Annotated in this window: 21 protein-coding genes; 2 read left to right on the forward strand and 19 right to left on the reverse strand. The window is 61.6% G+C overall.

Translation table 11 applies throughout. From position 1 onward, the window contains the following. Positions 1–37: 37 nt before the first annotated feature. The 6 genes from ehuB to GA0061103_RS19170 form a co-directional block, all read right to left on the reverse strand. Positions 38–895 carry an ectoine/hydroxyectoine ABC transporter substrate-binding protein EhuB gene (ehuB, locus tag GA0061103_RS19145; protein ID WP_092713856.1) on the reverse strand — a complete coding sequence of 286 codons (858 nt, stop codon included), beginning with the start codon at positions 893–895 and terminating at the stop codon, positions 38–40. Positions 896–996: 101 nt separating this feature from the next. Then, positions 997–2,016: a N(2)-acetyl-L-2,4-diaminobutanoate deacetylase DoeB gene (gene doeB, locus GA0061103_RS19150; protein WP_092713858.1), complete on the reverse strand. Its 1,020-nt coding sequence runs from the start codon at positions 2,014–2,016 to the stop codon at positions 997–999. Between the two features lie 9 nt (positions 2,017–2,025). After that, entirely contained in the window at positions 2,026–3,204 is a 1,179-nt protein-coding gene (gene doeA, locus GA0061103_RS19155) for an ectoine hydrolase DoeA (protein WP_092713860.1), read from the reverse strand. Beyond that, positions 3,201–4,217, reverse strand: a complete 1,017-nt coding sequence (gene eutC / locus GA0061103_RS19160) for an ectoine utilization protein EutC (RefSeq protein ID WP_092713862.1) — start codon at positions 4,215–4,217, stop codon at positions 3,201–3,203. The genes doeA and eutC overlap by 4 nt, the downstream gene beginning before the upstream one ends. After that, complete coding sequence (gene eutB, locus GA0061103_RS19165) at positions 4,214–5,200, reverse strand: hydroxyectoine utilization dehydratase EutB (protein WP_208603530.1); 987 nt, start codon at positions 5,198–5,200, stop codon at positions 4,214–4,216. The genes eutC and eutB overlap by 4 nt, the downstream gene beginning before the upstream one ends. A gap of 274 nt (positions 5,201–5,474) precedes the next feature. Beyond that, complete coding sequence (locus GA0061103_RS19170; protein ID WP_092713864.1) at positions 5,475–6,674, reverse strand: DUF3422 domain-containing protein; 1,200 nt, start codon at positions 6,672–6,674, stop codon at positions 5,475–5,477. 274 nt (positions 6,675–6,948) lie between these two features. Between GA0061103_RS19170 and GA0061103_RS19175 the strand changes: the two genes are divergently transcribed. Beyond that, positions 6,949–7,497 carry a VOC family protein gene (locus GA0061103_RS19175; RefSeq protein ID WP_092713866.1) on the forward strand — a complete coding sequence of 183 codons (549 nt, stop codon included), beginning with the start codon at positions 6,949–6,951 and terminating at the stop codon, positions 7,495–7,497. 21 nt (positions 7,498–7,518) lie between these two features. Here the strand turns inward: GA0061103_RS19175 and lpdA are convergent, their stop codons facing one another. The 7 genes from lpdA to GA0061103_RS19210 form a co-directional block, all read right to left on the reverse strand. Then, a complete protein-coding gene (gene lpdA, locus GA0061103_RS19180) occupies positions 7,519–8,907 on the reverse strand; it encodes a dihydrolipoyl dehydrogenase (protein ID WP_092713868.1) in 1,389 nt (462 codons plus the stop codon). 4 nt (positions 8,908–8,911) lie between these two features. Then, positions 8,912–10,216 carry a dihydrolipoamide acetyltransferase family protein gene (locus GA0061103_RS19185; RefSeq protein WP_092713870.1) on the reverse strand — a complete coding sequence of 435 codons (1,305 nt, stop codon included), beginning with the start codon at positions 10,214–10,216 and terminating at the stop codon, positions 8,912–8,914. A 2-nt stretch (positions 10,217–10,218) separates the two neighbouring features. After that, complete coding sequence (locus GA0061103_RS19190; RefSeq protein ID WP_092713872.1) at positions 10,219–11,232, reverse strand: alpha-ketoacid dehydrogenase subunit beta; 1,014 nt, start codon at positions 11,230–11,232, stop codon at positions 10,219–10,221. Position 11,233: 1 nt separating this feature from the next. Then, the gene (locus GA0061103_RS19195; protein ID WP_092713874.1) at positions 11,234–12,466 is read right to left on the reverse strand and encodes a 3-methyl-2-oxobutanoate dehydrogenase (2-methylpropanoyl-transferring) subunit alpha; all 1,233 of its coding nucleotides are present in this window, start codon (positions 12,464–12,466) and stop codon (positions 11,234–11,236) included. Between the two features lie 82 nt (positions 12,467–12,548). Further along, positions 12,549–13,676 (reverse strand): acyl-CoA dehydrogenase family protein, encoded by a 1,128-nt coding sequence (locus tag GA0061103_RS19200; RefSeq protein WP_092713876.1) that lies wholly within the window; start codon positions 13,674–13,676, stop codon positions 12,549–12,551. A 25-nt stretch (positions 13,677–13,701) separates the two neighbouring features. Continuing rightward, positions 13,702–14,889: an acetyl-CoA C-acyltransferase gene (locus tag GA0061103_RS19205; protein WP_092713877.1), complete on the reverse strand. Its 1,188-nt coding sequence runs from the start codon at positions 14,887–14,889 to the stop codon at positions 13,702–13,704. 26 nt (positions 14,890–14,915) lie between these two features. After that, positions 14,916–15,683 carry a 3-hydroxyacyl-CoA dehydrogenase gene (locus GA0061103_RS19210; RefSeq protein ID WP_092713879.1) on the reverse strand — a complete coding sequence of 256 codons (768 nt, stop codon included), beginning with the start codon at positions 15,681–15,683 and terminating at the stop codon, positions 14,916–14,918. Between the two features lie 195 nt (positions 15,684–15,878). Here GA0061103_RS19210 and GA0061103_RS19215 point away from each other — a divergent pair, with 195 nt between their 5' ends. Beyond that, complete coding sequence (locus GA0061103_RS19215) at positions 15,879–16,886, forward strand: AraC family transcriptional regulator (protein ID WP_092714393.1); 1,008 nt, start codon at positions 15,879–15,881, stop codon at positions 16,884–16,886. Positions 16,887–16,952: 66 nt separating this feature from the next. On the opposite strand, the gene GA0061103_RS19220 is transcribed toward GA0061103_RS19215, so the two are convergent. The 6 genes from GA0061103_RS19220 to GA0061103_RS19245 form a co-directional block, all read right to left on the reverse strand. Then, complete coding sequence (locus GA0061103_RS19220) at positions 16,953–17,654, reverse strand: HpcH/HpaI aldolase family protein (RefSeq protein ID WP_092713881.1); 702 nt, start codon at positions 17,652–17,654, stop codon at positions 16,953–16,955. 16 nt (positions 17,655–17,670) lie between these two features. Next, complete coding sequence (locus GA0061103_RS19225; protein WP_092713883.1) at positions 17,671–18,474, reverse strand: SDR family oxidoreductase; 804 nt, start codon at positions 18,472–18,474, stop codon at positions 17,671–17,673. A 9-nt stretch (positions 18,475–18,483) separates the two neighbouring features. After that, positions 18,484–20,160, reverse strand: coding sequence for a hydantoinase B/oxoprolinase family protein (locus GA0061103_RS19230; protein ID WP_092713885.1), 1,677 nt, complete (start codon positions 20,158–20,160; stop codon positions 18,484–18,486). A gap of 11 nt (positions 20,161–20,171) precedes the next feature. Continuing rightward, complete coding sequence (locus GA0061103_RS19235; RefSeq protein WP_092713886.1) at positions 20,172–22,235, reverse strand: hydantoinase/oxoprolinase family protein; 2,064 nt, start codon at positions 22,233–22,235, stop codon at positions 20,172–20,174. A 214-nt stretch (positions 22,236–22,449) separates the two neighbouring features. Then, positions 22,450–23,388, reverse strand: a complete 939-nt coding sequence (gene nac, locus GA0061103_RS19240) for a nitrogen assimilation transcriptional regulator NAC (protein WP_092713888.1) — start codon at positions 23,386–23,388, stop codon at positions 22,450–22,452. A 79-nt stretch (positions 23,389–23,467) separates the two neighbouring features. Then, positions 23,468–24,676, reverse strand: coding sequence for an aspartate transaminase (locus tag GA0061103_RS19245; protein WP_092713890.1), 1,209 nt, complete (start codon positions 24,674–24,676; stop codon positions 23,468–23,470). Positions 24,677–24,682 lie beyond the last annotated feature (6 nt).

The raw sequence follows: 24,682 nt of genomic DNA on the forward strand, positions 1-24,682 counted from the left end.
CAGACGGCCGCCGGGTCGCTTTCGACTATCGATAGGATCACTTGCCCGCGCACAGATCTTCGGTGCTCTTGGTGCGTGCCGCCTCGACGCTTTCGGCGCTGAGACCATAGGACATCAGGATCTTCTTGTAGTCGTCCGTCTTCTTGAAGGCCTCCAGAGCGGTGTTGAAGGCCTTATAGAGCTCCTTGTCCTCGGGCCGGAAATCGAAACCGCCATAGCTTCTGACGGATTTTCCATTGATGACCGGATCGGTGAAGGGCTCGGCATGCTCGACATTCGTGCTGCCCTGAACGAGCTTGGCGACGGTCAGCTCGGTTGCCGCATAGGCGTCGGCGCGGCCGGTCTGGATCGTGGACAGCGCATCCGCATTCGCCTGGATCATGACGATCTGCGAGTCCGGAATACCCAGGCCATGGAAGAAGTCGAGCTGATCGGCACCGGATACGATCGCGACCTTGAGAGACGGATCCTTCTTGATGTCTTCATAGGAATGCAGCTTCTTCGGATTGCCCTTCGGCACCAGCAGCCCCTCGCCATAGCTCGAGTTCGGCGTCGTGAACTGCACCTGCTTGCAGCGTTCCGGCAGGATATTCTGCTCGGCGGCAACAAAATCGAAGCGCTTGGCCTTCAGGCCGGGGATCAGCGATCCGAATGGCGTCACCGTCCAGTCGACTTCCTTGACACCCATCGACTTCAACACCGCCGCTGCAACATCCGGACCGATGCCCTTGGCGGCACCGCTCTCGTCCATGAAGCTATAGGGGACTTCATTGGCGCTGGCGCCACGGATGTAGCCATCCTTCTTGATCTGCTCGAGGCTGGCGGCATGGGCGGATGCGGCGAAGCCAATGGCAAGAGCCGCGACGGCTGCGCTGCGGTAAAAATTCGTTCTCATGGTTCACTCCTCTGTGGTTGGATTCCGCTATTGGCGTCCGGTTTTCCGGATCTTGTCGTAGCGGGGTGGTGATCCGCGCCGCGCTGTCGCGGCGCGGCAATTCAGGGGCCTTCCGTCAAGGTCGCGACGACGGCCAGACAATCACCGGTCTTGATCAGGCCGGGGAAATGACGTGCGGCGAGAACACCATCCAGCGCCGCGCGATAGTCCGATGGTGCGGTTCCAGTGCGGCCGGTCGGATGGATGCGGGCAATGATTTCTCCACGCGAAACCTTCTCGCCCAGGTCCTTGAGCGGTTCCAAAAGGCCGTCGGCCTCGGAAAAGACGAAGCAGTCCGACGACGGCATATCGAGCCATTGCGTCGCCTCGATCTCTGGCGCACCGGAGACAATCCCCGCGTGCTTCAGCACATTCAGAACACCGCGCTTGGCAATGGAAGCCGTATGCGCCGATATGGTTCCACCGCCCGAAAGCTCGGTCGTCACGAAGACCTTGCCTATCTCCTCGGCCGTAGTGTCATACATGCCGACGGCATCGATCTCGATCATGCGCATGGAATAGGGGGCGGAGAACGCGGCAACGCCATCGAAACAGGCTTTCTCCTGTCCCTTGTCCGGCAACTCATGGGCCGCAGCATAGGGCAGGAAATCAAGCGTGCGGCCACCCGAATGGAAATCGAGCACGATATCGGCCAGCGGCAGCAAGTGACGTGTGAAATAGTCGGCGATCTTCTCGGTCACGCTACCGTCGGGGCGGCCGGGGAAACTCCGGTTGAGGTTTCCCTTGTCGATTGGGGAGGTGCGCGTTGCGGCCTGGAAAGCAGGATAGTTCATCGCCGGGACAATGATGACCCTGCCCTTGATCTCCTCCGGTTTCAGCGTCCGGGCAAGATCGAAGAGAGCGACAGGCCCCTCATATTCGTCGCCATGATTGGCGCCGGTCAAAAGTGCCGTCGGTCCTTCCCCGTTCCTGATGACGCAGATGGGGATCATGATCGAACCCCAGGCGGACTCGTCGCGCGACCAGGGCAGACGCAAATGGCCGTGCTGGATGCCATCTAGGTCGAAATCGACTGTCGGTGTGATCGGCGATGGACGTTTGGAAATACTCATGCTGTTCATCTCAGGCAATCACTTCACAACCAGCTGCCGCGGCACATTGGAGAGGCACTCGACGCCGCTTTCGGTGATGACGATGCTTTCGGTGATTTCCATCCCCATGGTTTCAAGCCAGAGACCGGTCATGAAATGGAAGGTCATTCCGGGTTGGAGCTCGGTGCGATCGCCGGGGCGCAGGCTCATGGTCCGCTCGCCCCAGTCCGGCGGATAGGAGAGACCGATCGAATATCCCGTGCGGTTATCCTTGACGATCCCGTATTTCTTCAGGACGGCGAAGAAGGCGTTGGCGATATCCTCGCAGACGTTGCCTGGCTTGGCGGCGGCAAGGCCGGCCTCCATGCCCTCGAGCGTCGCCTTCTCGGCGTCGAGGAACGCCTGCGTCGGCTTGCCGAGGAAAACCGTTCGCGACAGCGGGCAATGATAGCGGCGATAGCAGCCGGCGATCTCGAAGAAGGTGCCCTCGCCGTTCCTCATCGGCTTGTCGTCCCAGGTCAGGTGCGGGGCGGAAGCATCCGCACCCGACGGCAGCAGCGGAACGATGGCCGCGTAGTCACCGCCAAAGCCGTCGACGCCGCGAATGCCGGCATCATAGATTTCGGCGACGAGATCGGATTTGCGGATACCGGGCTCGACCTTTTCGACGATCCGCCGGTGCATGGCTTCGACGATGCTGCCGGCCTTGCGCATATAGTCGAGCTCGGTCTTGCTCTTGACGGCGCGCTGCCAGTTCACGAGCCCTCTCGCATCCTTGAAGCGGGCATTCGGCAGGTGCTTGACGAGCGACGCATAGGCCGCGGCCGTGAACCAGTAATTGTCCATCTCGACGGCGATAGAGGCATTGGCCCAGCCGCGTTCCTCGATGATCTTCGAGAGCAGATCCATCGGATGGCGCTCGTTGGACTGCACGTAATGATCGGGATAGCCGATGATGTTGTCATGGGCGAGATAGGCGGTGCGTTTGGCCCCGTTGGCATCCTGACCGCGCCCGTACCAGATCGGCTCGCCGGAGCCTGGCACCAGCACGCACTGGTGCACATAGAAAGACCAGCCATCATAGCCGGTCAACCAATGCATGTTGGAGGGGTCCGTCACGATGACGAGATCGACACCGGCTTTCTCCATGGCGCGGCGCGTCTTTGCGAGCCGCTCGGCATATTCGGCGCGGGTGAAATTGAGGGTCGGTTCGCTCACGCTGGGTCTCCTGATGCTTTGGTCGTTTCGATCGCCTGCCCCGCGCCGGCTAAGACCGCGCGGCGATGGGCAAGCGTGGCAATGGCGGTGTCCTGGACGCCGGTCCCGGTCAGATCGCAAAACGTGATCGCCTCGGGCGACCGGCGGCCCGGCATCTTGCCGGCGATAATGGCGCCCAGTTCGGGGAAATCAGCGCTCTCGCTGACAAGCCCCGCGGCGATGGCATGATGAAGCTCACCCAGCCGCCGGGTCTGCTTCAGGCTGTCGGCAACGTAAGGCGCGGCTTTCAAAACCAGGACCGGGTCGATCTCGTTCTTGTGTTCGGCGTCGGAGCCCATGGCGGTGACATGCTGGCCCGGCTGCAGCCAGGTGGCTTTGAGGATCGGCTTGTCCGAGGGCGTCGTCGTCACGATGATGTCAGCGCCGCGACAAGCCGCTTTGGCATCGGCTGCCGCCGTTACGGGAAGGCCGAGTTCGACCGTCAATTCCGAAGCAAGCCTTTCGGCCTTTTCCAGATCCCTCGCCCATATGAGTGCCGCCTCGATCGGTCGCACGAGCGTAAGCGCGCGCAATTGCAGACGGGCCTGCATGCCGGCGCCAAAAATCGCTGCGATCCGGCTATCCGGACGGGACAGGTATCGCGCGGCAACGGCACCTGCCGCGGCGGTGCGCACATCCGTCAGATAGCCGTTGTCGAGCAGGAGCGCCTCGACCAGACCGGTGCGGGCAGACAGGAGCATCATCAGCCCGTTGGTGCTTGGCAGACCGAGTGATGGATTGTTGAAAAAGCCGGGGCTCACCTTGATCGCGAAACTGTCGAGATCAGGAACATAGGCCGTCTTCACGTCGACCTCGCCGCGATGGGCGGGAATATCGAGCCGCATGATTGGCGGCATTTCCACGGCCTTCGTCGCCAGCGCCGTAAAAGCCTGCACAATGCAATCGACAGCATCACTATCGAGCTGAACGATCTTGCGAAGGTCGGTTTCCGTCAGGATCAGCACGCGGGTCATGGCACCACTCCCCTATCGAGACCGCTCACGATTGCCCGATGGGTCGCCGGATCGATGTTGCCTCCGGAAACGATAACAACCGTCGGACCATCGGGCTTGATCTTGCCAGCGAGCAGGGCCGATATCCCGACGGCACCCGCCCCTTCGACCGTCATGCCCTCGATCAAGGCCGCATAGCGAATGCCAGCGGCGATCTCCTCCTCGCTGACCAGGATGACATCATCGAGAAGCGCCCGGCACATTCGGAACGTCAGGCGGTTATCGAGCCCAATGCCGCCGCCCAGCGAATCCGCCAAGGTCTCCACCTCCTGCACATCCGTTGGACGACCGGCCGCAAAGCTTGCCGCCATCGCCGCGCCGCGCTCCATCGACACGCCGACCACCTTGGCAGCCGGTAGACGGCTCTTGATCGCGGCCGCAACACCCGAAGCCAGCCCGCCGCCCGACAGCGGTACGAGAACCAGCGCCGTTTCTGGCAAATCGTCTGCGACCTCGAGCCCGAGCGTGCCCTGACCGGCAATGACATCGGCGTCGTCGAAGGGCGGAATGAAACACATGCCCTCATCACGGACGAGGCGCTCGACTTCCAACATCGCATCATCCTGCGAGTGCCCGACAATACGAATGTCTGCCCCAAGGCTTCGGATTGCCTCGACCTTGTTGGTGGGAACAAGTGCCGACAGGCAGATGGTCGCGCGTGCACCCATCGCCTTGGCAGCATGGGCAACGGCCCTGCCGTGATTGCCGGTCGATGCCGTTACCAGCCCGCGCAAACGTGCATTTTCATCCAAACATAGAAGCGCATTCGTGGCACCGCGAAGCTTGAAACTGCCCGTATGCTGATGGTTTTCCAGCTTGAGATGGACCGGAACGCCCGTCCGCTGAGACAGCGCTTGCGAGAGCCGCAACGGCGTGCGCAGCACGTTTGGCGCAATGCGCCGACGCGCCGCTTCTATATCCTGCAGCGCCACCATCATTGTCATGGTGCACGCCGATGCCTTGCCGACGATGTAACCGGCGTCATCACGAATTTCATCTCTTTCTCGCGCTGGATGTTCACGACATCAGCGTGAAAGAGACAATGGATCATGTCAATCTGTATATTGTTTCATTACAATTATAAGTGCGCCTTTCAAAGCTGACAGCCAAGTGAGGTCATGTCAGCACGGCGTGTGCTTGGCGGATCGCCAGGCGCATGGGATTTCGTATTCGTGCTGGTGCTGGCTGCAGTTGCTGCGCGCTACGTTCAATAAGACTTCAAGATTTCAGCGCGTGCCTGACCCTCAGGATCGCGAGGGCAACCGCTCCGATCACCACGGGAATGGAGATCAGCATGTAGATCGGATTGATATGAAGACCGGCATGATCCGCCGTCTCGATCGCGACTTTGATCAGGCTCAGAAGGTAGTAGCTGATGGCGATGATCGAGAGACCCTCGACCGCCCGCTGAATTTTGACCTGGGTTTCGGCGCGCTCGGCCATGGCCTGGATCTGAACGGCGTTCTGGACCTCGATCTCCACCTGGATGCGGGTCTGGAGCAAGTCGATCAGATGCATGGTCGCATGCGACAATTGCTCCAGGCGCAATGCGGTCGCCTCACAACTCCTGACCGCCGGTTTGAAGCGGCGCGCCACGAAAACCCCGAAACGCTGGAAACCTGGTACGTGGGTCTCCCGCAGCTCGGCGATGCGTTCCTCGACGATCTTGGCATAGGCTGCCGTTGCGCCAAAGCGATTGCGCGTCTGCGCCGCCGCGGAGATCACCTCCGCGGAAAGCTGAGAAATCTCATCAAGCAGTCGCTTATGGTCTTCGGCCGAGGTCGATACGTGGCGATTGGTCAATTCGACAAGCTTCCGGTCGTAGCCGCCAAGAACAGGACCAAGCCGCCGTGCCTCCGGAAAGCCCAAAAGCGCCATGACGCGGTAAGTCTCGATTTCATAGATCCTGCGGACCATGCGGCCGAGCCGATAGGCGTTAAGGTCATGATTGAAAAGGATCGTGCGGCTGGTGCCGTTGTCTCCGACGCGAAAATCAGAGCAGACGAGTGCGGCTCCGCCACCAATCGCGGACGCCGCCGTATCGCCGAATTGAAGCGCCGAAAGGAGAGGTCCAAGTTCGCTCGGCGCCGATCCGCAAATGAGAATTTCCAATCGGCAAATGAAGGACCAGTCGATCAGGCCGGCGAGCCGCGCCGCCTCATCGATCGACAGGGAGCCCGCGGGCCAGGTCGAGGGATCGGCCTCAAGAGGCGTAACCCGGGTGACGGTGACGAACTCGGTATGAAACTCGACCTGTGTTCGAGGGCCTTCGATCGCGTCCTCGGCAACGACGACGCGGTGGCTCAGATCGGAGATCGAGAGTAATGTGCCTGACAGGGCTATATGCTCGACCAGCGCCGGACCCGAAAAATAGATCGACGGACGTGCGTGAAGTTCCGAATTGAAATCGACTGCCACCGTTTTCGCTCCCCCAAGCAAATGCCTGCTCTAATCGTATGCCGGCCATTGCGGCAATCGGCAATGCTTCGCTGCCTGCGACAGAGTGTCCCGAAGCTTTGAAATCAGCCCTGTTCGGCCGAAATCGGACGTAGGGTAAGCTCAACGCAACCAATATCGATCGCATGACTTGCGAACCGAGGTTTTCGGCAGAAAATAGCGGCGACCGCACGACCGGGCTCGCAGAGCCACGCAAGCGGCGGTTGGTCCTGGAACTGTTGAAGGGGAAACTTGCATGACAAATGCCGCAAGCCTGGGATTGCCTGGCCTCCTCGGTCAAGACCATACGGGCATCACCGTTCCCGATCTCGACGAAGCACTCGACTTTTTCGTCCGAATACTTGGTTGCAGGCATGCCTATACCTTCGGCCCGATCGGCGATGATGAGGGCGATTTCATGCGCCAGGCGTTGGGCACTCATCCACGCGCCCGCATCAGGCGTGCGGCGCTTATCCGCATCGGCCACGGCTCCAACCTGGAGCTCTTCGAATATGAGGCCCCGGACCAGCGCCACCTTGAACAAAAGAACAGCGACATTGGCGCCTTCCATGTCGGACTTTATGTCGAAGACATTCAGGCGGCCAAGGCCTACCTCGACGCACAAGGCATCACGACCCGCCTCGGACCGCTCCCCATCAGCGAGGGGCCGAATGCCGGACAGAGCATCCTCTATTTCCAGTCCCCCTGGGGCTTGCAACTGGAGGTCATCAGCTATCCGGAGGGCATGGCCTACGAAAAGACGGCCGAAACCATCCTTTGGTCACCGAAATCCCCGGAAAAATGACCATTGCCACCTGACACCGGCTCAGATGTGCAGGGCATGGCCAAGCGCCTTCAATGCAGCTTCCTGCAGGCTTTCGCTGCGGGTCGGATGAGCGTGGATCGTGCCCGCGATATCTTCCAGCCGCGCGCCCATCTCGAGCGCCAGCGAGAACGCGCTTGACAGTTCCGAGATGCCGGCACCGACCGCCTGCAGGCCAAGTACCAGATTGGTGTCTGCGCGCGCTACAGCCCGCACAAAACCGTCTTCCGACTGGGTCGTCATGGCACGCCCGTTGGCAGCGAAGGGGAAGAGACCGACGCGGATTTCATAGCCCTGAGCGCGCGCTTCATCTGGTGAAAGCCCCGCGGTGACGATCTCGGGATCGGTGAAGCAGACGGCGGGAATGGCACGTTTGTCCCAGACACGCTTGCGGCCGGCAACGATCTCAGCGACCATCTCTCCCTGCGCCATGGCGCGATGGGCAAGCATCGGCTCGCCCGTGACATCGCCGATCGCGTAGACGCCGCGCATGGAGGTGCGGCAGCGCTCATCGATGCGGATGAAACGGCCGGCGCGATCGAGATCGAGTTCTTCGAGACCCCAACCTTCCGTACGCGGTTTGCGCCCGACTGTGACGAGAACTTTGTCCGCGGCGATCCGCTCCTCTTCGCCGGCAGCGGTCTCGATCAGCAGCGCTTCTCCCGAATAGCCTTTCGCCTTCGCTCCGGTCAGCACACGCACGCCAAGCTCATGCAGGCGCTTGGCAACCGGCTTGACGAGCTCGGCGTCATATTGCGGCAGGATCTGCGCCATCGCCTCGACCACAGTGACCCGCGCACCCATCTTGGCAAAGGCGGTGCCGAGCTCCAGGCCGATATAGCCGCCGCCGACGACAGCAAGTGTATTGGGCACACTCGTCAGCGACAACGCCTCGGTGGACGAAAGGATCGCTCCGCCAAAGGGCAGCAGCGGCAGCTCGACCGGTTCGGAGCCTGTCGCAATGACAACCGTTTCGGCACGGATGACCTGAGTTCCGGTCTCAGTCTCGACCTCGACGGTCTTGCCGTCGCGGAACACCGCCTGCCCATGCACGATCTTGACCTTGGACTTGCGCAGGAGCCCGAGCACACCGCCGTTCAGCCGGCCGACGATGCCATCCTTCCAGCGTATGGTCTGCGCGAGATCAAGCTTCGGTGCCTCGACAGTGATGCCGAGCGCATTGGGACTGGTCATGTGGCTGACCTTTTCGAACTCCTCGGCCGCATGGATCAGCGCTTTGGAGGGGATGCAGCCGATATTCAGGCAGGTGCCGCCGGCCTTTGTGGATTCGACGATCACCGTATCGACGCCGAGCTGGCCGGCGCGGATGGCGCAGATATAGCCGCCGGGTCCGGCACCGATGACGAGGAGCTTGCAGACGATTTCTTTCATGTCATCAACCTTCGATGAAGATCAGCGCGGGGGTTTCCAGCAGTGCCTTGATCCGCTGGACGAAGACCGCCGCGTCCCAGCCGTCGACGATGCGATGGTCGAAGCTCGACGAAAGGTTCATGATCTTGCGCGGGATGAATTGGGTGCCGTCCCAGATGGGCCGGGTCATGATCTTGTTGACGCCGACGATCGCAACTTCCGGATGATTGATGATCGGCGTCGTGACGATGCCGCCAAGTGCGCCGAGCGAGCTGATGGTGATCGTGGAGCCGGACAGCTCCTCGCGCGCGGCGGTGCCATTGCGGGCGGCCTCGGCAAGACGCGCGAGCTCGGCGGCAACGTCCCAGATCGACCGGGCCTCCGCATGCCGCACGACCGGCACGGTCAGGCCCGACGGCGTCTGCGTGGCGATGCCGATATGAACGGCACTATAGCGGGTAATGACGCCGGCATCGTCGTCAAAGGTGACATTGACGCCCGGCTGCTCGCCGATCGTCTTGACCAGCGCCCGCATCAGGAAGGGCAGGATGGTCAGCTTCGGCTGATCGGGTTTGCGGCCGGCATTCATCGTCGCGCGCAGGTCTTCAAGGTCGGTGACATCGACCTCCTCGACATAGGTGATATGGGGAATGCGCGAGCTTGCAAGGCGCATCTTTTCGGCGATGCGGCGACGCAGGCCGGTCACCTTGATCTCTTCGGTGGCAGTCTTGCGGGCAAGCCCGGTTTGAGCAACGGGAGCGGGCTGAGCGCCCCGCGCAATGAACTGATCGAGATCTTCGTGGGTGATGCGACCGGCCGGGCCTGTACCGATCACCTGGCGCAGAGCGACACCAGCCTCCTGAGCCCGCAAGCGCACGGCAGGAGAAGCCAGTGGTCGCTCCACCGGCTCGCGAGCGGCAGGGCGCTCGGCAACTCTTTCTGGTTCAATGTTTTTCGCTTCGACGCTCGGTCTCGCCGGAGACGACGCCGTCGGCTTGGCTTCCACAGGCTTGCCTTGGACTGGCTCGATTTTCGCGGGCGGCTCGGCATCATGAGTCGGAGCCTTTTCGGCTGTATTCCCGCCCTCGCCGGCAATCTCGATGCGCAGCAGCGGCGCCTTGACGGCGACCGTATCGCCCACATCGGCACCAAGCCAGAGCACGATGCCTTCGACCGGCGAGGGAATCTCCACCGTCGCCTTATCGGTCATGACGGCAGCGAGGATCATGTCCTCACGCACCGGGTCGCCCGGTTTGACATGCCACTCGACCAGTTCGGCCTCGGCCACCCCTTCACCCACATCGGGCATCTTGATGACAAACTCGCCCATCCTCAGCCCTCCATCACTTCTTTGAGCGCCCGGCCGACACGGGCGGGACCGGGGAAATAATCCCATTCCTGTGCGTGCGGATAGGGCGTATCCCAGCCGGTCACGCGCACAATCGGCGCCTCGAGACTATAGAAGCAGTGCTCCTGAACCAGTGATGCGACTTCCGCGCCGAAACCGGAAGTGAGCGTCGCCTCGTGCACGACAACACAACGGCCGGTCTTCTTCACCGACTGGACGATGGTATCGAGGTCGAGCGGTAGCAGGCTGCGCAGGTCGACCACCTCGGCATCGATGCCCGTTTCCTCTGCTGCGGCGAGCGCCACGTGCACCATCGTGCCATAGGCAACGACGGTGACGGCACTGCCCGGCCGGCGGATTTCCGCCTTGCCGATCGGGATCGTATAGTGCCCTTCCGGCACTTCGCCGAGATCATGTTTCGACCAGGGTGTGACCGGCCGCTCGTGATGGCCGTCGAAGGGGCCGTTATAGAGCCGCTTCGGTTCGAGGAACATCACCGGGTCCGGGTCCTCGATCGCCGCGATCAGCAGGCCCTTGGCGTCGTAGGGATTGGACGGCACAATTACCTTCAGGCCGCAGACATGGGTAAACAGCGCTTCGGGGCTCTGGCTGTGCGTCTGGCCGCCGAAAATGCCGCCACCGGTCGGCATGCGCACGACGATCGGGCAGGTGAAGTCGCTGTTGGAACGGTAGCGGATGCGCGCCGCCTCCTGGGTGATCTGGTCATAGGCCGGATACATATAGTCGGCGAACTGGATTTCGACACAGGGCTTCAAGCCATAGGCCGCCATGCCGATTGCCGTGCCGAGAATGCCGGATTCGTTGATCGGCGCATCGAAGCAGCGGGTCTTGCCATACTTTGCCTGCAGTCCCTGCGTGGCGCGGAAGACACCGCCGAAATAACCGACGTCTTCACCGAAGACGACGACATCGTCATCCCGTCCCATCGAGACGTCCATGGCGCTGCGCACGGCCTCGATCATTGTCATTCTTGCCATGTCAGTATCCTGCCTTCTGCCGCTGGCGGCGGATATGCGGGGGCATTTCCGCATAGACGCCCTCGAAGATATCGCGCACCGACGGCTTGCCGCCGGCATGGAGCGTGCCATGGCTCTCGGCCTGTTTCTGCGCCTCGATCACTTCGTCGAGGATTTCGGCTTCCGCCTGGGCATGGCGCTCTTCCGACCAGACGCCGCGCACGATCAGATGCTTTTTCAGCCGCAGCACCGGATCGCCGAGCGGCCAGGCCTCGGATTCGGTTTTCGGCCGATAGGCGCTCGGGTCATCCGAGGTGGAATGAGCGCCAACGCGGTAGGTGACATATTCGATCAGCGTCGGGCCGAGATTGCGCCTTGCGCGCTCGGCCGCCCATTTGGCAACGGCGTAGACAGCCAGATAGTCATTGCCATCGACACGAAGCGCCGGGATACCGAAGCCGAGACCGCGGGCGGCGAAGGTGCCGGAGCCGCCGCGGGCAATGCCCTGGAAGGTCGAGATGGCCCATTGGTTGTTGACGATGTTGAGGATGACCGGCGCCTTGTAGGTGGAGGCGAAGACCAGCGCGGAGTGGAAATCGGATTCGGCCGTCGAACCGTCGCCGATCCATGCGGCGGCGATTTTCGTGTCGTTCTTGATGGCCGACGCCATGGCCCAGCCGACGGCCTGCACATATTGGGTGGCAAGATTGCCGGAGATAGTGAAGAAGCCGTGTTCCTTCGACGAATACATGATTGGCAGCTGCCGGCCACGCAGGGGATCTGCCTCGTTCGAGTAGATCTGGTTCATCATCTCGACCATCGGATAGTCGTCGGCGATCAGCAGTCCCGCTTGCCGATAGGTCGGGAAGTTCATGTCGCCCTTGTTCAGCGCCTTGCGGAAGGCGGAACTGACCGCTTCCTCGCCGAGATGCTGCATGTAGAAGGAGGTCTTTCCCTGCCGCTGCGCCATCAGCATGCGCGCGTCGAAAGCCCTGAGCTTCATCATGTTGCGCAGGCCCGTCAGCAATTCCTCGTCGGAGAGCAGCCCGGCCCAGGGACCGACCGCCTCGCCGTCGCGATTGAGAACACGGATGATGGAATAGGCGAGATCGCGGATCTCCTCCGGCGCCACATCGACCGCCGGCTTCGGCACGGCGCCGGCCTTGGCGATCTTGACGTTGGAGAAATCCGGCTGGCCGCCGGGCCGTACCGCCGGTTCGGGGACATGCAGGCTCAGATTTGGAACCTCGTTCATGCGTTATGATACCTCCCTTGTCGACCGTACCGCCTGTAACTCCCCAAGGCAGGCTCGATCGCAGACATCTCATGAAAACATACTATAAGTTGCGCGCGATAACGATGCGCTGGACGTCGCTCGTCCCCTCGTAAATCTGGCAGATGCGGACGTCACGGTAGATGCGCTCCACCGGATAGTCAGCCATATATCCGTAGCCGCCATGGATCTGGATCGCGTCGGAGCAGACCTTCTCAGCCATTTCCGAGGCAAACAGCTTGGCCATCGACGCTTCGGTGAGGCAGGGCTGCCCCTCCTCCTTCAACTGCGCTGCGTGCAGCACCATCTGGCGGGCAACCTCGATCTGCGTCGCCATGTCGGCAAGCCGGAAAGCAACCGCCTGATGATCGATGATCGGCGAGCCGAAGGCCGTGCGCTCGCGGGCATAGTCGCGCGCCGCCTCGAAAGCAGCTCTCGCCATGCCGACGGATTGCGAAGCGATGCCAATGCGCCCGCCCTCCAGGTTGGAGAGGGCAATCCTGTAGCCATCGCCTTCCTCACCGAGCCGATTATCGGCTGGGATGCGCATGCCGGTAAAGGCGATCTGGCAGGTGTCGGACGAGTGCAGTCCGAGCTTGTGTTCGACACGCACGACCTCGTAGCCGGGTGTGTCGGTCGGCACGATGAAGGCGGAAATTCCTCTCTTGCCGGCATCGGGGTCGGTGACGGCAAAGACGATGATGACATTGCCGTTTTTGCCCGAGGTGATGAACTGCTTGGCACCGTCGATGATATAATGATCACCGTCGCGGCGGGCACGAGTCTTGAGGTTCGAGGCGTCTGAGCCGGCCTGCGGCTCTGTCAAGGCAAAGCCGCCGATCCATTCGCCGCTTGCAAGTTTCGGCAGGAACCGCTGCTTCTGCTCTTCTGTTCCGTATTTCAGGATCGGCACGCAGCCGACAGAGCTGTGCACGCTCATGATGGTGGAGCAAGGCCCGTCACCTGCGGCGATCTCCTCAAGTGCCACGGCATAGACAATCACGCCCGTCTCCGAGCCGCCATAGGCTTCGGGTACGAGCATGCCGAGGAAGCCGAGCTCGCCCATCTCCTTCAATTCCTCGCGGGGAAAGAGGCTTTTCGCGTCGCGCTCGGCCGCGCCAGGCGCCAGGCGCTCACGGGCAAAATCACGCGCCATATCACGGATCTGGATCTGGTCTTCACTCAGGATCATGGTCCAGTCTCCTCCTTGAAACCGTTCAATTCAGTTCGACGGCCATGGCAGTCGCTTCGCCGCCGCCGATGCAGAGCGTCGCTATGCCGCGCTTCATGCCGTGGCGCTTCAGCGCTGCAAGCAGCGTGACCAGCACACGGGCACCGGATGCGCCGATCGGATGGCCAAGTGCGCAGGCGCCGCCATGAATATTGACCTTGTCATGCGGCAAATCGAGATCGCGCATCGCCGCCATGGCAACGACGGCAAAGGCTTCGTTGACCTCGAACAGATCGACATCCCTGAGGTTCCAGCCGGTGCGTTCGGAAAGCTTGCGCAGCGCGCCGATCGGCGCGGTTGCGAAGAGATTAGGTGCCTGCGAATGCGTTGAATGGCCGACGATGGTAGCAAGCGGCGCGATCCCCTCGCGCTCGGCCTTCGAGCGCCGCATCAGCACCAGAGCGGCAGCACCATCGGAGATGGACGACGCGTTTGCAGCGGTCACCGTGCCGTTTTCGCGGAAAGCAGGTTTGAGCGTCGGGATTTTCTCCGGCTTCGCCTTGCCCGGCTGCTCGTCGCGGCTGACGACCAGTTCGGCTCGCCCTGACTTGACGGTGACGGGCACGATCTCGCTATCGAAAGCCCCCTCCTCGATCGCATTGCGAGCGCGGGTCAGCGAGGTGACGGCGTAGTCATCCTGTGCCGCGCGGGTAAACTGATAGGCTTCGGCGCAATCCTCGGCAAAGGTGCCCATCAGGCGTCCCTTGTCATAGGCGTCTTCGAGCCCATCGAGGAACATGTGGTCGATGACGCGGCCATGCCCAAGCCGGTAGCCGCCCCGCGCCCGATCGAGCAGATAGGGGGCATTCGTCATGCTTTCCATACCGCCGGCGACGGAGATCGAAGCGCTGCCCGCGCCGATCAGATCATGCGCCAGCATGACGGCCTTCATTCCCGAACCGCACATCTTGTTGACGGTGGTCGCTCCCGTGGCAAAGGGCAGGCCAGCGCCGATCGCGGCCTGTCTCGCCGGTGCCTGGCCCTGCCCGGCCGGAAGTACGCAGCCGAAGACCGTCTCTTCAACCGCATCGGGGCGAACGCCGCTGCGCTCAAGTGCGGCGCGGATGGCGGCAGCACCGAGCTCCGGCGCCGTGCAGTCCTTAAGATCTCCCTGGAAGCCACCCATCGGAGTGCGGGCCGCGCCAACGATGACGATCGGATCCTCTCGCGTCATATCAAACCTCCCATAACGAGCCTGCCTCAGTGCGATGCCATGCGCAATGCGCCATCGAGGCGGATGACTTCGCCATTCAGCATGACGTTCTCACAGATGTGGCGTACCAATGCGGCGAATTCCACCGGCTTTCCGAAGCGCTGCGGAAAGGGCACGCTTTTGCTCAGCGAATCCTGCACCTCCTGCGGCATACCGGCCATCATCGGCGTCTCGAATATGCCCGGCGCGATGGCGACCACCCGAATGCCGCTGCGGGCCAGTTCGCGCGCGATCGGCAGTGTCATTGCGGCAACGCCGCCCTTGGAGGCCGCATAGGCGGCCTGGCCAATCTGCCCGTCGAAGGCGGCGACCGAAGCCGTGTTGACGATGACGCCGCGCTCGCCGTCCGCATCCGGCTCTTGCTTGGCGATTGCCACCGCGGCAAGCCGGATCATGTTGAAAGTGCCGATGAGATTGATGCCGATCGTGCGGGCAAAGCTGTCGAGTTTGTGCGGTCCGTTGCGGCCGATTATCTTCTCACCGGGCGCGACGCCGGCGCAATTGACCAGCCCGTGCAAATGGCCGAAGCGTTCTACCGCCGTGTCAATCGCGGCTTGGGCGTCCTTCTCCTGCGTGACATCCGTCCGGATGAAGGCGGCGTTGGTCCCGAGTTCACTGACGATGGCACCACCGGCGTCCACGTTAACGTCAGCGATGACGACATTGGCCCCCTCACCCGTCAGCATGCGCGCGACAGCAGCCCCAAGGCCCGAACCGCCACCGGTGACGACGAAGGTTTTTCCCTGAATCAACATGGTCGCTCTCCTCCAGCGCAGTCGATTTCAACCGAGGGCCTCCACGCTTCGTGCAGTCGCCCGCAGTATCGTATCCCCGGAAGAGCGCGATTCACCTTGCGCCTCGCCCAAGCTTATCGTCGCACGATATTGCATTCGATGACAAAAGCGTCTCAAATCAGCGGCCAGTTTTACCATATTTTGCAGGTCATGACGATGACGGAAACCGCACGGCGGATGATATCACCTTTCTTTGTGAAAGAGGCGATCGACTGCCTTCGGCGGCAGGGAAAATCCCCCGAACGATTGCTCGCGACGCTCGGCCTATCCACCCAGATCGACGCGCCGGTTTCAGCCGAAAGCTATGGCGCGCTCTGGCTGGCGATCGCGGCCGAAATCGACGACGAATTCTTCGGCATGGGCGGCAGGCCCATGCGCCGCGGCAGTTTCACGCTGCTCTGTCATTGCGTGCTCCACGCGAAAACCCTCGACCAGGCATTGCGGCGGGCACTGCGGTTTTTGAACATCGTGCTGGAGGACCCGGAGGGACATCTCGAAGTGGCGGACGGGTTGGCGCATATCGTACTGACCGACAGTGCGAGCGAACGCTCGGCCTTTGCCTATAGAACCTACTGGATTCTCCTGCACGGCATCGCCTGCTGGCTCATCGGGCGCCGTATCCCCCTGCGGATGGTCGATTTTCGCTGCGCCGAGCCGGAGCATGGCGCGGAGTACCGGCAATTTTTCGGGGCGCCCGTGCGCTTCTCGCAGCCGGCGAGCAGGCTTGCCTTCGATGCCTCCCTCCTTAAACTGGCGGTGACGCGCAGCGAGCAGGCCCTGAAGCAATTTCTGCGCAATGCGCCAGCCAATATCCTCGTGCGTTACCGCTATGACGCCGGCCTTGCGGCGAGCGTGCGCAAGCGGCTACGTCAATCGCCGCCCTCTTCGTGGAAGTCATTCGATGATTTGGCCGCGCAAATGCGTATGTCTCCTTCGACCCTGCGGCATCGCCTGCATGCCGAAGGCCAGAACTATGCCGCCATCAGAGATGAAATCCGCCGCGATCTTGCAATCGGGATGCTGCAAACGACCAAGTTCGGCGTCGGGGAGATCGCCACGCGCCTCGGCTTTTCCGAACCCAGCGCCTTCCATCGGGCATTCCAGAAGTGGACCGCAAGGAGCCCGGCTGCATTTCGGAAAGAGATGAACGCGCGAAACCGGTGACTATGCCCGGCGACTGTCTTCCAGCGGCCTGCGCAAGGGTCAAGCCGAAGGCAACCCGCTGCTTGTTTATCGCATCAGCGTCTGATTAATCGCGGCGATACCGCGTCTGAGGAAGGGGTCGGAGTGAATGTAGAAAAACTGCACACCTCTTTCGAGCCATCCCGGCAATTCGTCGGCGGTGACGAGAGTGCCGGCGACCTTGCCGGCAGAACGGATCTTTCTGACCGCTTCCGCCACCTTCTCTTGTACTTCGGTCGGCCGCTCCTCGCCGAATGGAGGAGCCGGTGGAAAGCCCATGTTCTGTGAGAGGTCACCTGGCCCGATAAAGAAGACGTCGATCCCCTCCACTCGGGCGATCGCGTCGAGATTATCGATCGCCTCGACGGTCTCGATCATTGCAATGACCAGGCGTTTTTCATGGTCCGACGGCAGTGCGTATCGGACCGCGTCGACGATGGCACACGCCTGGTCGGCATTATCCACCATCGGCACCATGATCCCGTCAGCACCGGCATTCAGATATCTGATGATGATCGGCCGCTCGTGAGAGTGAGGACGAATGATCGCGGCGCCGCCGACGGACCGGACGATCTGCGAGGTTTCGCGGACATCCTCGAAGCTCCACGTCCCGTGCTCGCAATCGACGAATACCGAGTCCGCCCCCAGCTCGACCAGGCGGGCGGCGAAGCCCGAGGAAGCGTGATGCGGCGTGAACATGGTTATGGGTTCGCCGGCCTGAAGGCGGGCGCGCAATTTTGCACCGTTCATGATGTGCTCCTCCTGATTACGTCTCTGGCATGTCCGGCGTATCGGCCGGCGCGCCTACCCAGCGGGCAACCTCGATGTCAGCCGAGGTGTCGCGCATGAAGGTCGGGCAAATGTGCAGCTCGGGGATGACCGCGCCTTTCTGCAGGCTGGCGCACAACGCGATTGCCCGGGCGACGTCATGCGGGCTCAGCATGATCGCACGTTCGCTGTCGAGCGGCGGTCGCGCCCTGTTGTTCATGATCGGCGTATCCGTTTCGCCGGGCAGGATGGTCGTCGCTCGAATACCCTGGTTTCGGTAGGTATTGTGCAGGAATGTCATGAAGTTCTTCACGCCGGCCTTCGCAGCACCATAGGCGGCGCCGCCAAGGAGGTTCGGGTTGAGCACTGCGAGCGACGAGACCGTGATGATCGTCCCCTCGCCTTTCGCGATCATGCCGGGAAGAACCGCCTGGGTCAGATTGAAGACCGCTGTCAGATTGACGTTGATGGTGGAATTCCATTCCTCTTCGCTGAGAAATCGTGCGTTCAACACCTTGCTGGCGCTGCCGGCATTGTTGACCAGCACATCGACCGGCCCGAGGCTTTCCTTTACCCATTCGACCGCGGCGAAAATGTCCGAGCGCGATTCGATGTCGAGAGATTTCGCAAACGCCTTGCCGCCTGCCGCCTCGACGAGGGCCGCGACCTCCTCCAGGGGGGCGATCCGCCTGCCGGTCAGGATGACGGTTGCGCCATCCTTCGCGAGAAGCAATGCCGCCTCCTTGCCGATCCCGGTGCCGGCTCCGGTAACGAGAGCGATTTTTCCCTCAAGCAAGCCCATTGTTCTCTCCTATTCTGCAGCGACCGCGCCGGCACCCTTATAGTCGTAAACGGTCTTCGCGGCCCGCGGACTAATCAGGCCCTCGGCAAGATCCTGCTCGATGAATGAGGCGGAACGTTCGCTCGCGCGACCCCAACCACCTCCTCCGGGTGTTTCGACCTCGAGCCGTTCTCCCGTCTTGAGAACGACCTTGCCCTTCGGGAACTGTGGCTGTCCATTCTTCATGACCTTACCTGCCATGCCGTTTTGGCCTTCGACCACGCCGAAGCATGGATGACGGACGCGTTCGGATGCGAGATAGATGTTCATCGGCGACTTGCCGAGGTTACGAAGAACAACGCGCTGGCCCAAACCGCCGCGATACTTGCCGGCACCGCCGGAGTCAGCGATCAATTCTTTGCATTCCGTCAGCGCGGGAACGGCGATCTCGAACATTTCGATCGCGGTGACCTTGCAGTTGGACGGGAAGCTCAGCGTATCCAGGCCGTCAAACTCGGCACGAGCGCCCTGCCCGCCATGAAAATTCTGAACCGAACCGTATTGCGTGCCGTCATCGCGACGGCCGACGCAGTTTGCAGCCCAGATCGGCGCACCGCCGCTGTCGCCCATGACCTTGTCAGGGACCACCCCTTCGAGGGCCTTGAAGATCAGCGAGGGAATGGCATGGCCGATGAGATTGCGCGAATTGCCGGCCGTCCACTGTTCGGGGTTCAGGATCGATCCCAGCGGCGCATCGTCGCTGATTGGCGTAATGCAGCCTTCATTGTTCGGCGTATCCGGATCGAGAAGGCATTTCAGCGCATAGACCGAATGGGCGTAACGATAGTTCGTGCGGCAGTTGATCGAATGCAGCACCTGCGGCGAGGTGCCGGCGTAGTCGACATGGATGGAATCATCGCTCACGACCACGGTCGCCTTGAGCTTGATGTCGATGTCATAGCCGTCGAGCAGCATTTCTGCCGAGTATTTGCCATTTGGCCACTGGCGGATCGCCTTGCGGGTTTGCGCTTCGGAGCGTGTGTGGATCGCGTCTGCCAGACCATCGACATCGTCGAGACCGTATTCATCCAGGAACTTGACAAGTTCTCGTCCCATGACGTTGTTCGCGGCGATCATGGATTCGAGATCGCCACGCACTTCGGTCGGCAGGCGAACGGACGCCTCGATGATGTCGAATACGTCCTTGTTTGGGACGCCCGCCTTGAGCAGCTTCACGATCGGGAAGCGTATGCCTTCCTCGAAGATATCGCTGGCTTCGGAGTGAAGCGGCGCGCCGCCGATGTCAGGGAGATGCGCAATGGATCCGGCATAGGCGACAACCTTGCCGTTCTTGAAGATCGGCGTGATCATGGTGACATCCGGAAGGTGCCCTGTTCCGATCTCGGGATCGTTGGTCGCAAGCACGTCGCCTTCCTCCAGCGCGTCGACCGGAAATTTCGGCAAAAAGAACTTCTGGGCTGCGGCCGGCAGCGACGTAATGAAGACCGGGATCGACCAGGTACACTGGGCGAGCGCTCGGCCCTTGCTGTCGAGGAGAACGGTTACATAGTCATGGTTTTCGCGCACGATCGGCGAGAATGCCGTCTTGCCGAGCACGTTGTCGGCCTGATCGGCGATGAAGATCAGGCGGTTCCACATGACCTGAAGGTTGATCGGATCGTTGAAATCGGTGACGGGCTTCGACATCGGATGTTCCCTTAGAGAATATTGATCACGAGATTGCCGCTGGCATCGACATGGAAGCTGCCGCTCGGCCCGACGACAGCAGTCGATTCACGCTGTTCGACAATGGCGGGTCCCCTGATCTCGTGGTTCACCGGAAGTTTGTAATGGTCGTAGACCGAGGTGTCCGCATAGGCGCCCCGCTCCTGGAAATAGACCTGGCGGCTACCCTTCCTGGCCTCTTCCGCCTGCGTCTCGTGAGGACGAGTGACCTGGTCCTTCTCGCCACTTGCGCGCAGGCGCCAAGTGATGACCTCGACGGCTGCGGCGACGGTCCGGCCAAAGAGCTCACGGTATAGCTTGAAGAAGTTGTCAGTGAGCTGCTTGAGAAATTCCTCCTTGGGAAGATTGCGATCCGGCAGCACAACGGTGATCTCGTGCCCCTGGCCGACATGCCGCATGTCGACGGTGAAGCGATTGGCGATCGTCTCCTTCGCCACTCCCGCGGCCGACACGACTTCCGCCCCCTGTACCGCCAGCTCGTCAAGGATACGGTTCATTTCACCGATATCCCAGGCGTTGACGGGCATCGGATGGCTCATCGAGAGATCGACCGCAACCGGCGCGATCAACAGACCGATAGCCGAGCTCACACCCGCACCGGTCGGGCAGATGATCCGCTTGATCCCAAGCTTGCGGGCGATGCCATAGGCGTGGACCGGGCCTGCGCCGCCGAAGGCAACCATCGGAAGGGATCGCGGGTCGACGCCAAGGTCCGTCGCATGCATGGCAGCCGCCTTGCTCATGGACTCGTTGACGAGATCATGAATGCCCCAGGCACAACGCTCCACCGAGACTTCGAGCGAGCTGGCGAGTTTTTCCATCGCCCCGCAAGCGGCATCTTTCGAAACCTTGAAGGAGCCGCCAACGAAGGATTCCGTCCCCATGTAGCCGAGCAGGATGTCGGCGTCCGTGACCGTCGGCTGGCTGCCGCCACGTTGATAGGCGGCAGGGCCTGGCATGGCGCCCGCCGAATGCGGACCGACATCGAGGAGGCCGAGCGGATTCTTGGCGGCGATCGAACCACCGCCCGCGCCGATCTCGATCATCTGGATCGACTGGATCTTCAGCGGAAAGCCGGAACCCTTGCGAAAGCGCTGATAATGGGCGACCTCGAGATCCGTGCCAACATTGGGCTCGCCATTCGGGATGAGGCAGAGTTTTGCCGTCGTTCCGCCCATGTCAAAGGACAGGACGCTCGTTTCGCCGGCAACCCGGCCGAACTCGGCAGCAGCAACGGCACCGGCCGCAGGTCCGGATTCGATCAGGCGGACCGGAAGCTCGGCGGCCCGGCGGCTCGGCACGAGACCGCCTGAAGACGTCATCCACAGAACCTGGCGATCGATGCCTTTCCCGGCGAACTCCCGCTCGAGATGCGCGACGTGACCCGCCATTTGCGGACGGGTATATGCGTTGACAACGGTGGTCGAGGCGCGATCGAACTCACGCATTTCCGGGCAGACCTCGGACGAGATCGAGACGAAGATATCCGGGTTCTCTTCACGAAGGAGGGCTGCCACGCGTTTTTCATGCTGCGGATACTTGTAGGCATGAAGCAGGCACACCGCCACTGAACGAACACCCTTCTCGCGCAGGCGGCCGGCAATCTCGCGCACGCTGTCTTCGCTGAGCTCGGTCATCACTTCGCCGTCGGCCGCGATGCGCTCCTCGGCACCGAAGCTATTGGCACGGGTTACGAGGGGATCCGGATATTTGATGTTGAGATCATAGAGATCGTAGCGGCCTTCGTTGCGGATGCGCAGCATGTCCTGGAAGCCGTTCGTAGTAACGAAGCCCGTTTCGGCGCCTTTGCGTTCGAGGACGGCATTGGTGACGACCGTTGTGGCGCCGAGGATCTGCAAGTTCTCGATGGCGATCGAGCCGGAGAACGTTTCAAGAAGCTCGGATACACCCTGCACAACGGCTTCCGCCGGGTTTTTCGGCGTGCTCAGCACCTTGTGGAGATGCAACTCGCCACGATCGTCAAGGAGCGCGAAATCCGTGAATGTGCCGCCAGTGTCGAAAGCCAGTTTTGCCATGTTTCCCTCGAAGCAGAAGCTTGGCGCGGGCCGCGCCTATGACCGCGGGTCCGAAGGTCGAACCCCTTATCTGCCACAAGGTTAGGTGAGTTCGGCGCCGATTGGCCAACACTACTACTGTCTGCCGCCATAGGGTTTGCTTATGGCGATGGCGGCGCTGCTGCATGGCGCCGCCATCGAGCAAACAATGTTCTGCGACGTTTTGCAGCGTGCGTTATACCGGACGAATCCCCGGATGATGCGTCGCCGTCATGTGCGCAACGATCTCGAGAAGCACCGCCCTTGCGGCCAGTGCAGGCTCGGACAACGGCAGATGGTCGGATACGCAGAGCGAAACGGTGGCGTCGATGACCGGCCTGGTCAGCGCGCGCACCTGTGCGCCTGCGAATGAGGAGGTCGCAGTCACCACCGAGGCCGGCAAAATAGTCGAACCGAGGCCGTCGAGGACGGCGGCGCTCAGGGCGGGGACGGATTCGATTTCCGAGAGAACTGCCGGTGCGGCGCGGGCACGCGCCAGCGCATCGTCAATCAAACGCCGCAACAAATGGTTCTTGCTCGGGAGCAGCAGCGGCATCTGTGCAAGCGCTCCCACGGCCAAGGCTTCGCCGGCCGCGCCAGGCAGGTTCTCGCCTGGCGGGGAAACGAGGAACATCTCCTCCTTGAAGAGCGGCTGAAGCGTCGTGCCCTTAATCGGATCGGACGCATAGATGAGCGCCATGTCCATCTTGCCGGTCATGATCAATTCGCTGAGGATCTGCCCGAAACTGTCATTGATGTGCACGACGATCTGAGGATGCCGGACCCTCATTTCACGCAATAGCGGAAGCGAGAGCGAACTCGATGTCGAATATGTCGCAAGACCGATCGAAACGCGCCCGGCAACGGACGCTGCCGCCTGATTGATGTCGATCTGCGCCTGGTCGATCTGTTTCAGCATCAGCTGGGCGTGCCGATAGAGAATAAGCCCGGCCTCCGTCGGCGTGATCCCGACATTGCTGCGGATCAGGAGCTTGTGCTTGAAATGCGCTTCCAGCGAGGCGATCTGCTGCGACAAGGCAGGCTGCGCCGTCCTCAGGATTGCAGCCGCACGAGACACGCTGCCGGTGTCGACGATCTTTACAAAGCTTCGCAGCTTGCGGAAATCTACGCTCATGGTTCCACGCTCTTTTTCGTGGACCCTAGTCTCTCGGGAAGGACACATGCAAGCCCCCTTCCCGACATTGGGGCGCTGCTCAGCGCAACGCCGCGACGGCGCGCTCGATGCGGTCGCAGGCTTCCTGGATCACCTCCATTGAGGTGGCGATCGAAAGGCGAAAATAGGGTGATAGCCCGTAGGCCGCTCCCTGCAGTGCAGCAACCCCGACACCGTCGAGGAGGTAGAGGACAAAGTCCAGGTCCGTTTCGATCACCTTGCCTTCCGGCGTCTTCCTCCCGATCACACCCGCGCAGTTCGGGAAGAGATAGAAGGCACCGTCCGGCACCTGGCAGGATAGTCCGTCGATGGCATTGAGGCGGCCACAGGCATAGTCGCGGCGTTCCCTGTAGACCCTTACGCTATCGCGGACGAAGGATTGATCGGCCGAAAGGGCATAGGCGGCTGCGGCCTGGCTGACCGAAGACGGGCACGAAGAGATTTGCGATTGCAGCTTGTTGATCGCGGCAACCAACGGTGCGGGGCCGGCGGCGTAGCCGATACGCCAGCCGGTCATCGCGTAGGATTTGGACACGCCGTTCGTCAGCAGGACCCGGTCCTTCAGCGCCGGAACCGCCGCGACCAGCGTTGTCATCGGCTCGTCGCGAAACCAGACCTGGTCGTAGATATCGTCTGACAGGACGAAAACATGCGGATGACGCAGCAAAACGTCCCCAAGGGCCTCTAATTCCCTGCGGCTATACGCAGCGCCCGTCGGATTTGACGGCGCATTCAGCACGAGCCACATGGTTCGTGGCGTGATCGCCGCCTCGAGGGCCTCCGGTGTCAACTTGAACCCCTGCTCCTGCGGGCATTCGACGATGATAGGCTTGCCCTCATTGGCGATCACCATGTCCGGATAGGATACCCAATAGGGCGCGGGGATGATGACCTCGGCATCGTTCTCGACGCTTGCCATCAGAGCCAGGAACAGGATCTGCTTGGCTCCACCTCCGACGCAGATCTCATTATCGGCATATTGCAGCGAGAGCCGGCGCTCGAAGTCGCCGATGATCGCCTTGCGCAGGGCAGGCGTACCGTTCACCGCCGTATATTTGGTTTCGCCCCGATCAATCGCCGCATGTGCCGCCGCCTTGACGCTCTCCGGCGTGTCAAAGTCCGGCTCGCCGACGGTCATGTCGACAATGTCCTTGCCGGCCGCCTTCAGTTCGCGGGCACGTGCCGCCGCTGCCGTGCTGGGCGAAATCTTGATGCGCGCCACGCGTGACGCGGCCACGAAATTGCTCATGATGTT

It is taken from the genome of Martinezella multihospitum (assembly GCF_900094585.1).
Lineage (GTDB): Bacteria > Pseudomonadota > Alphaproteobacteria > Rhizobiales > Rhizobiaceae > Rhizobium > Rhizobium multihospitium.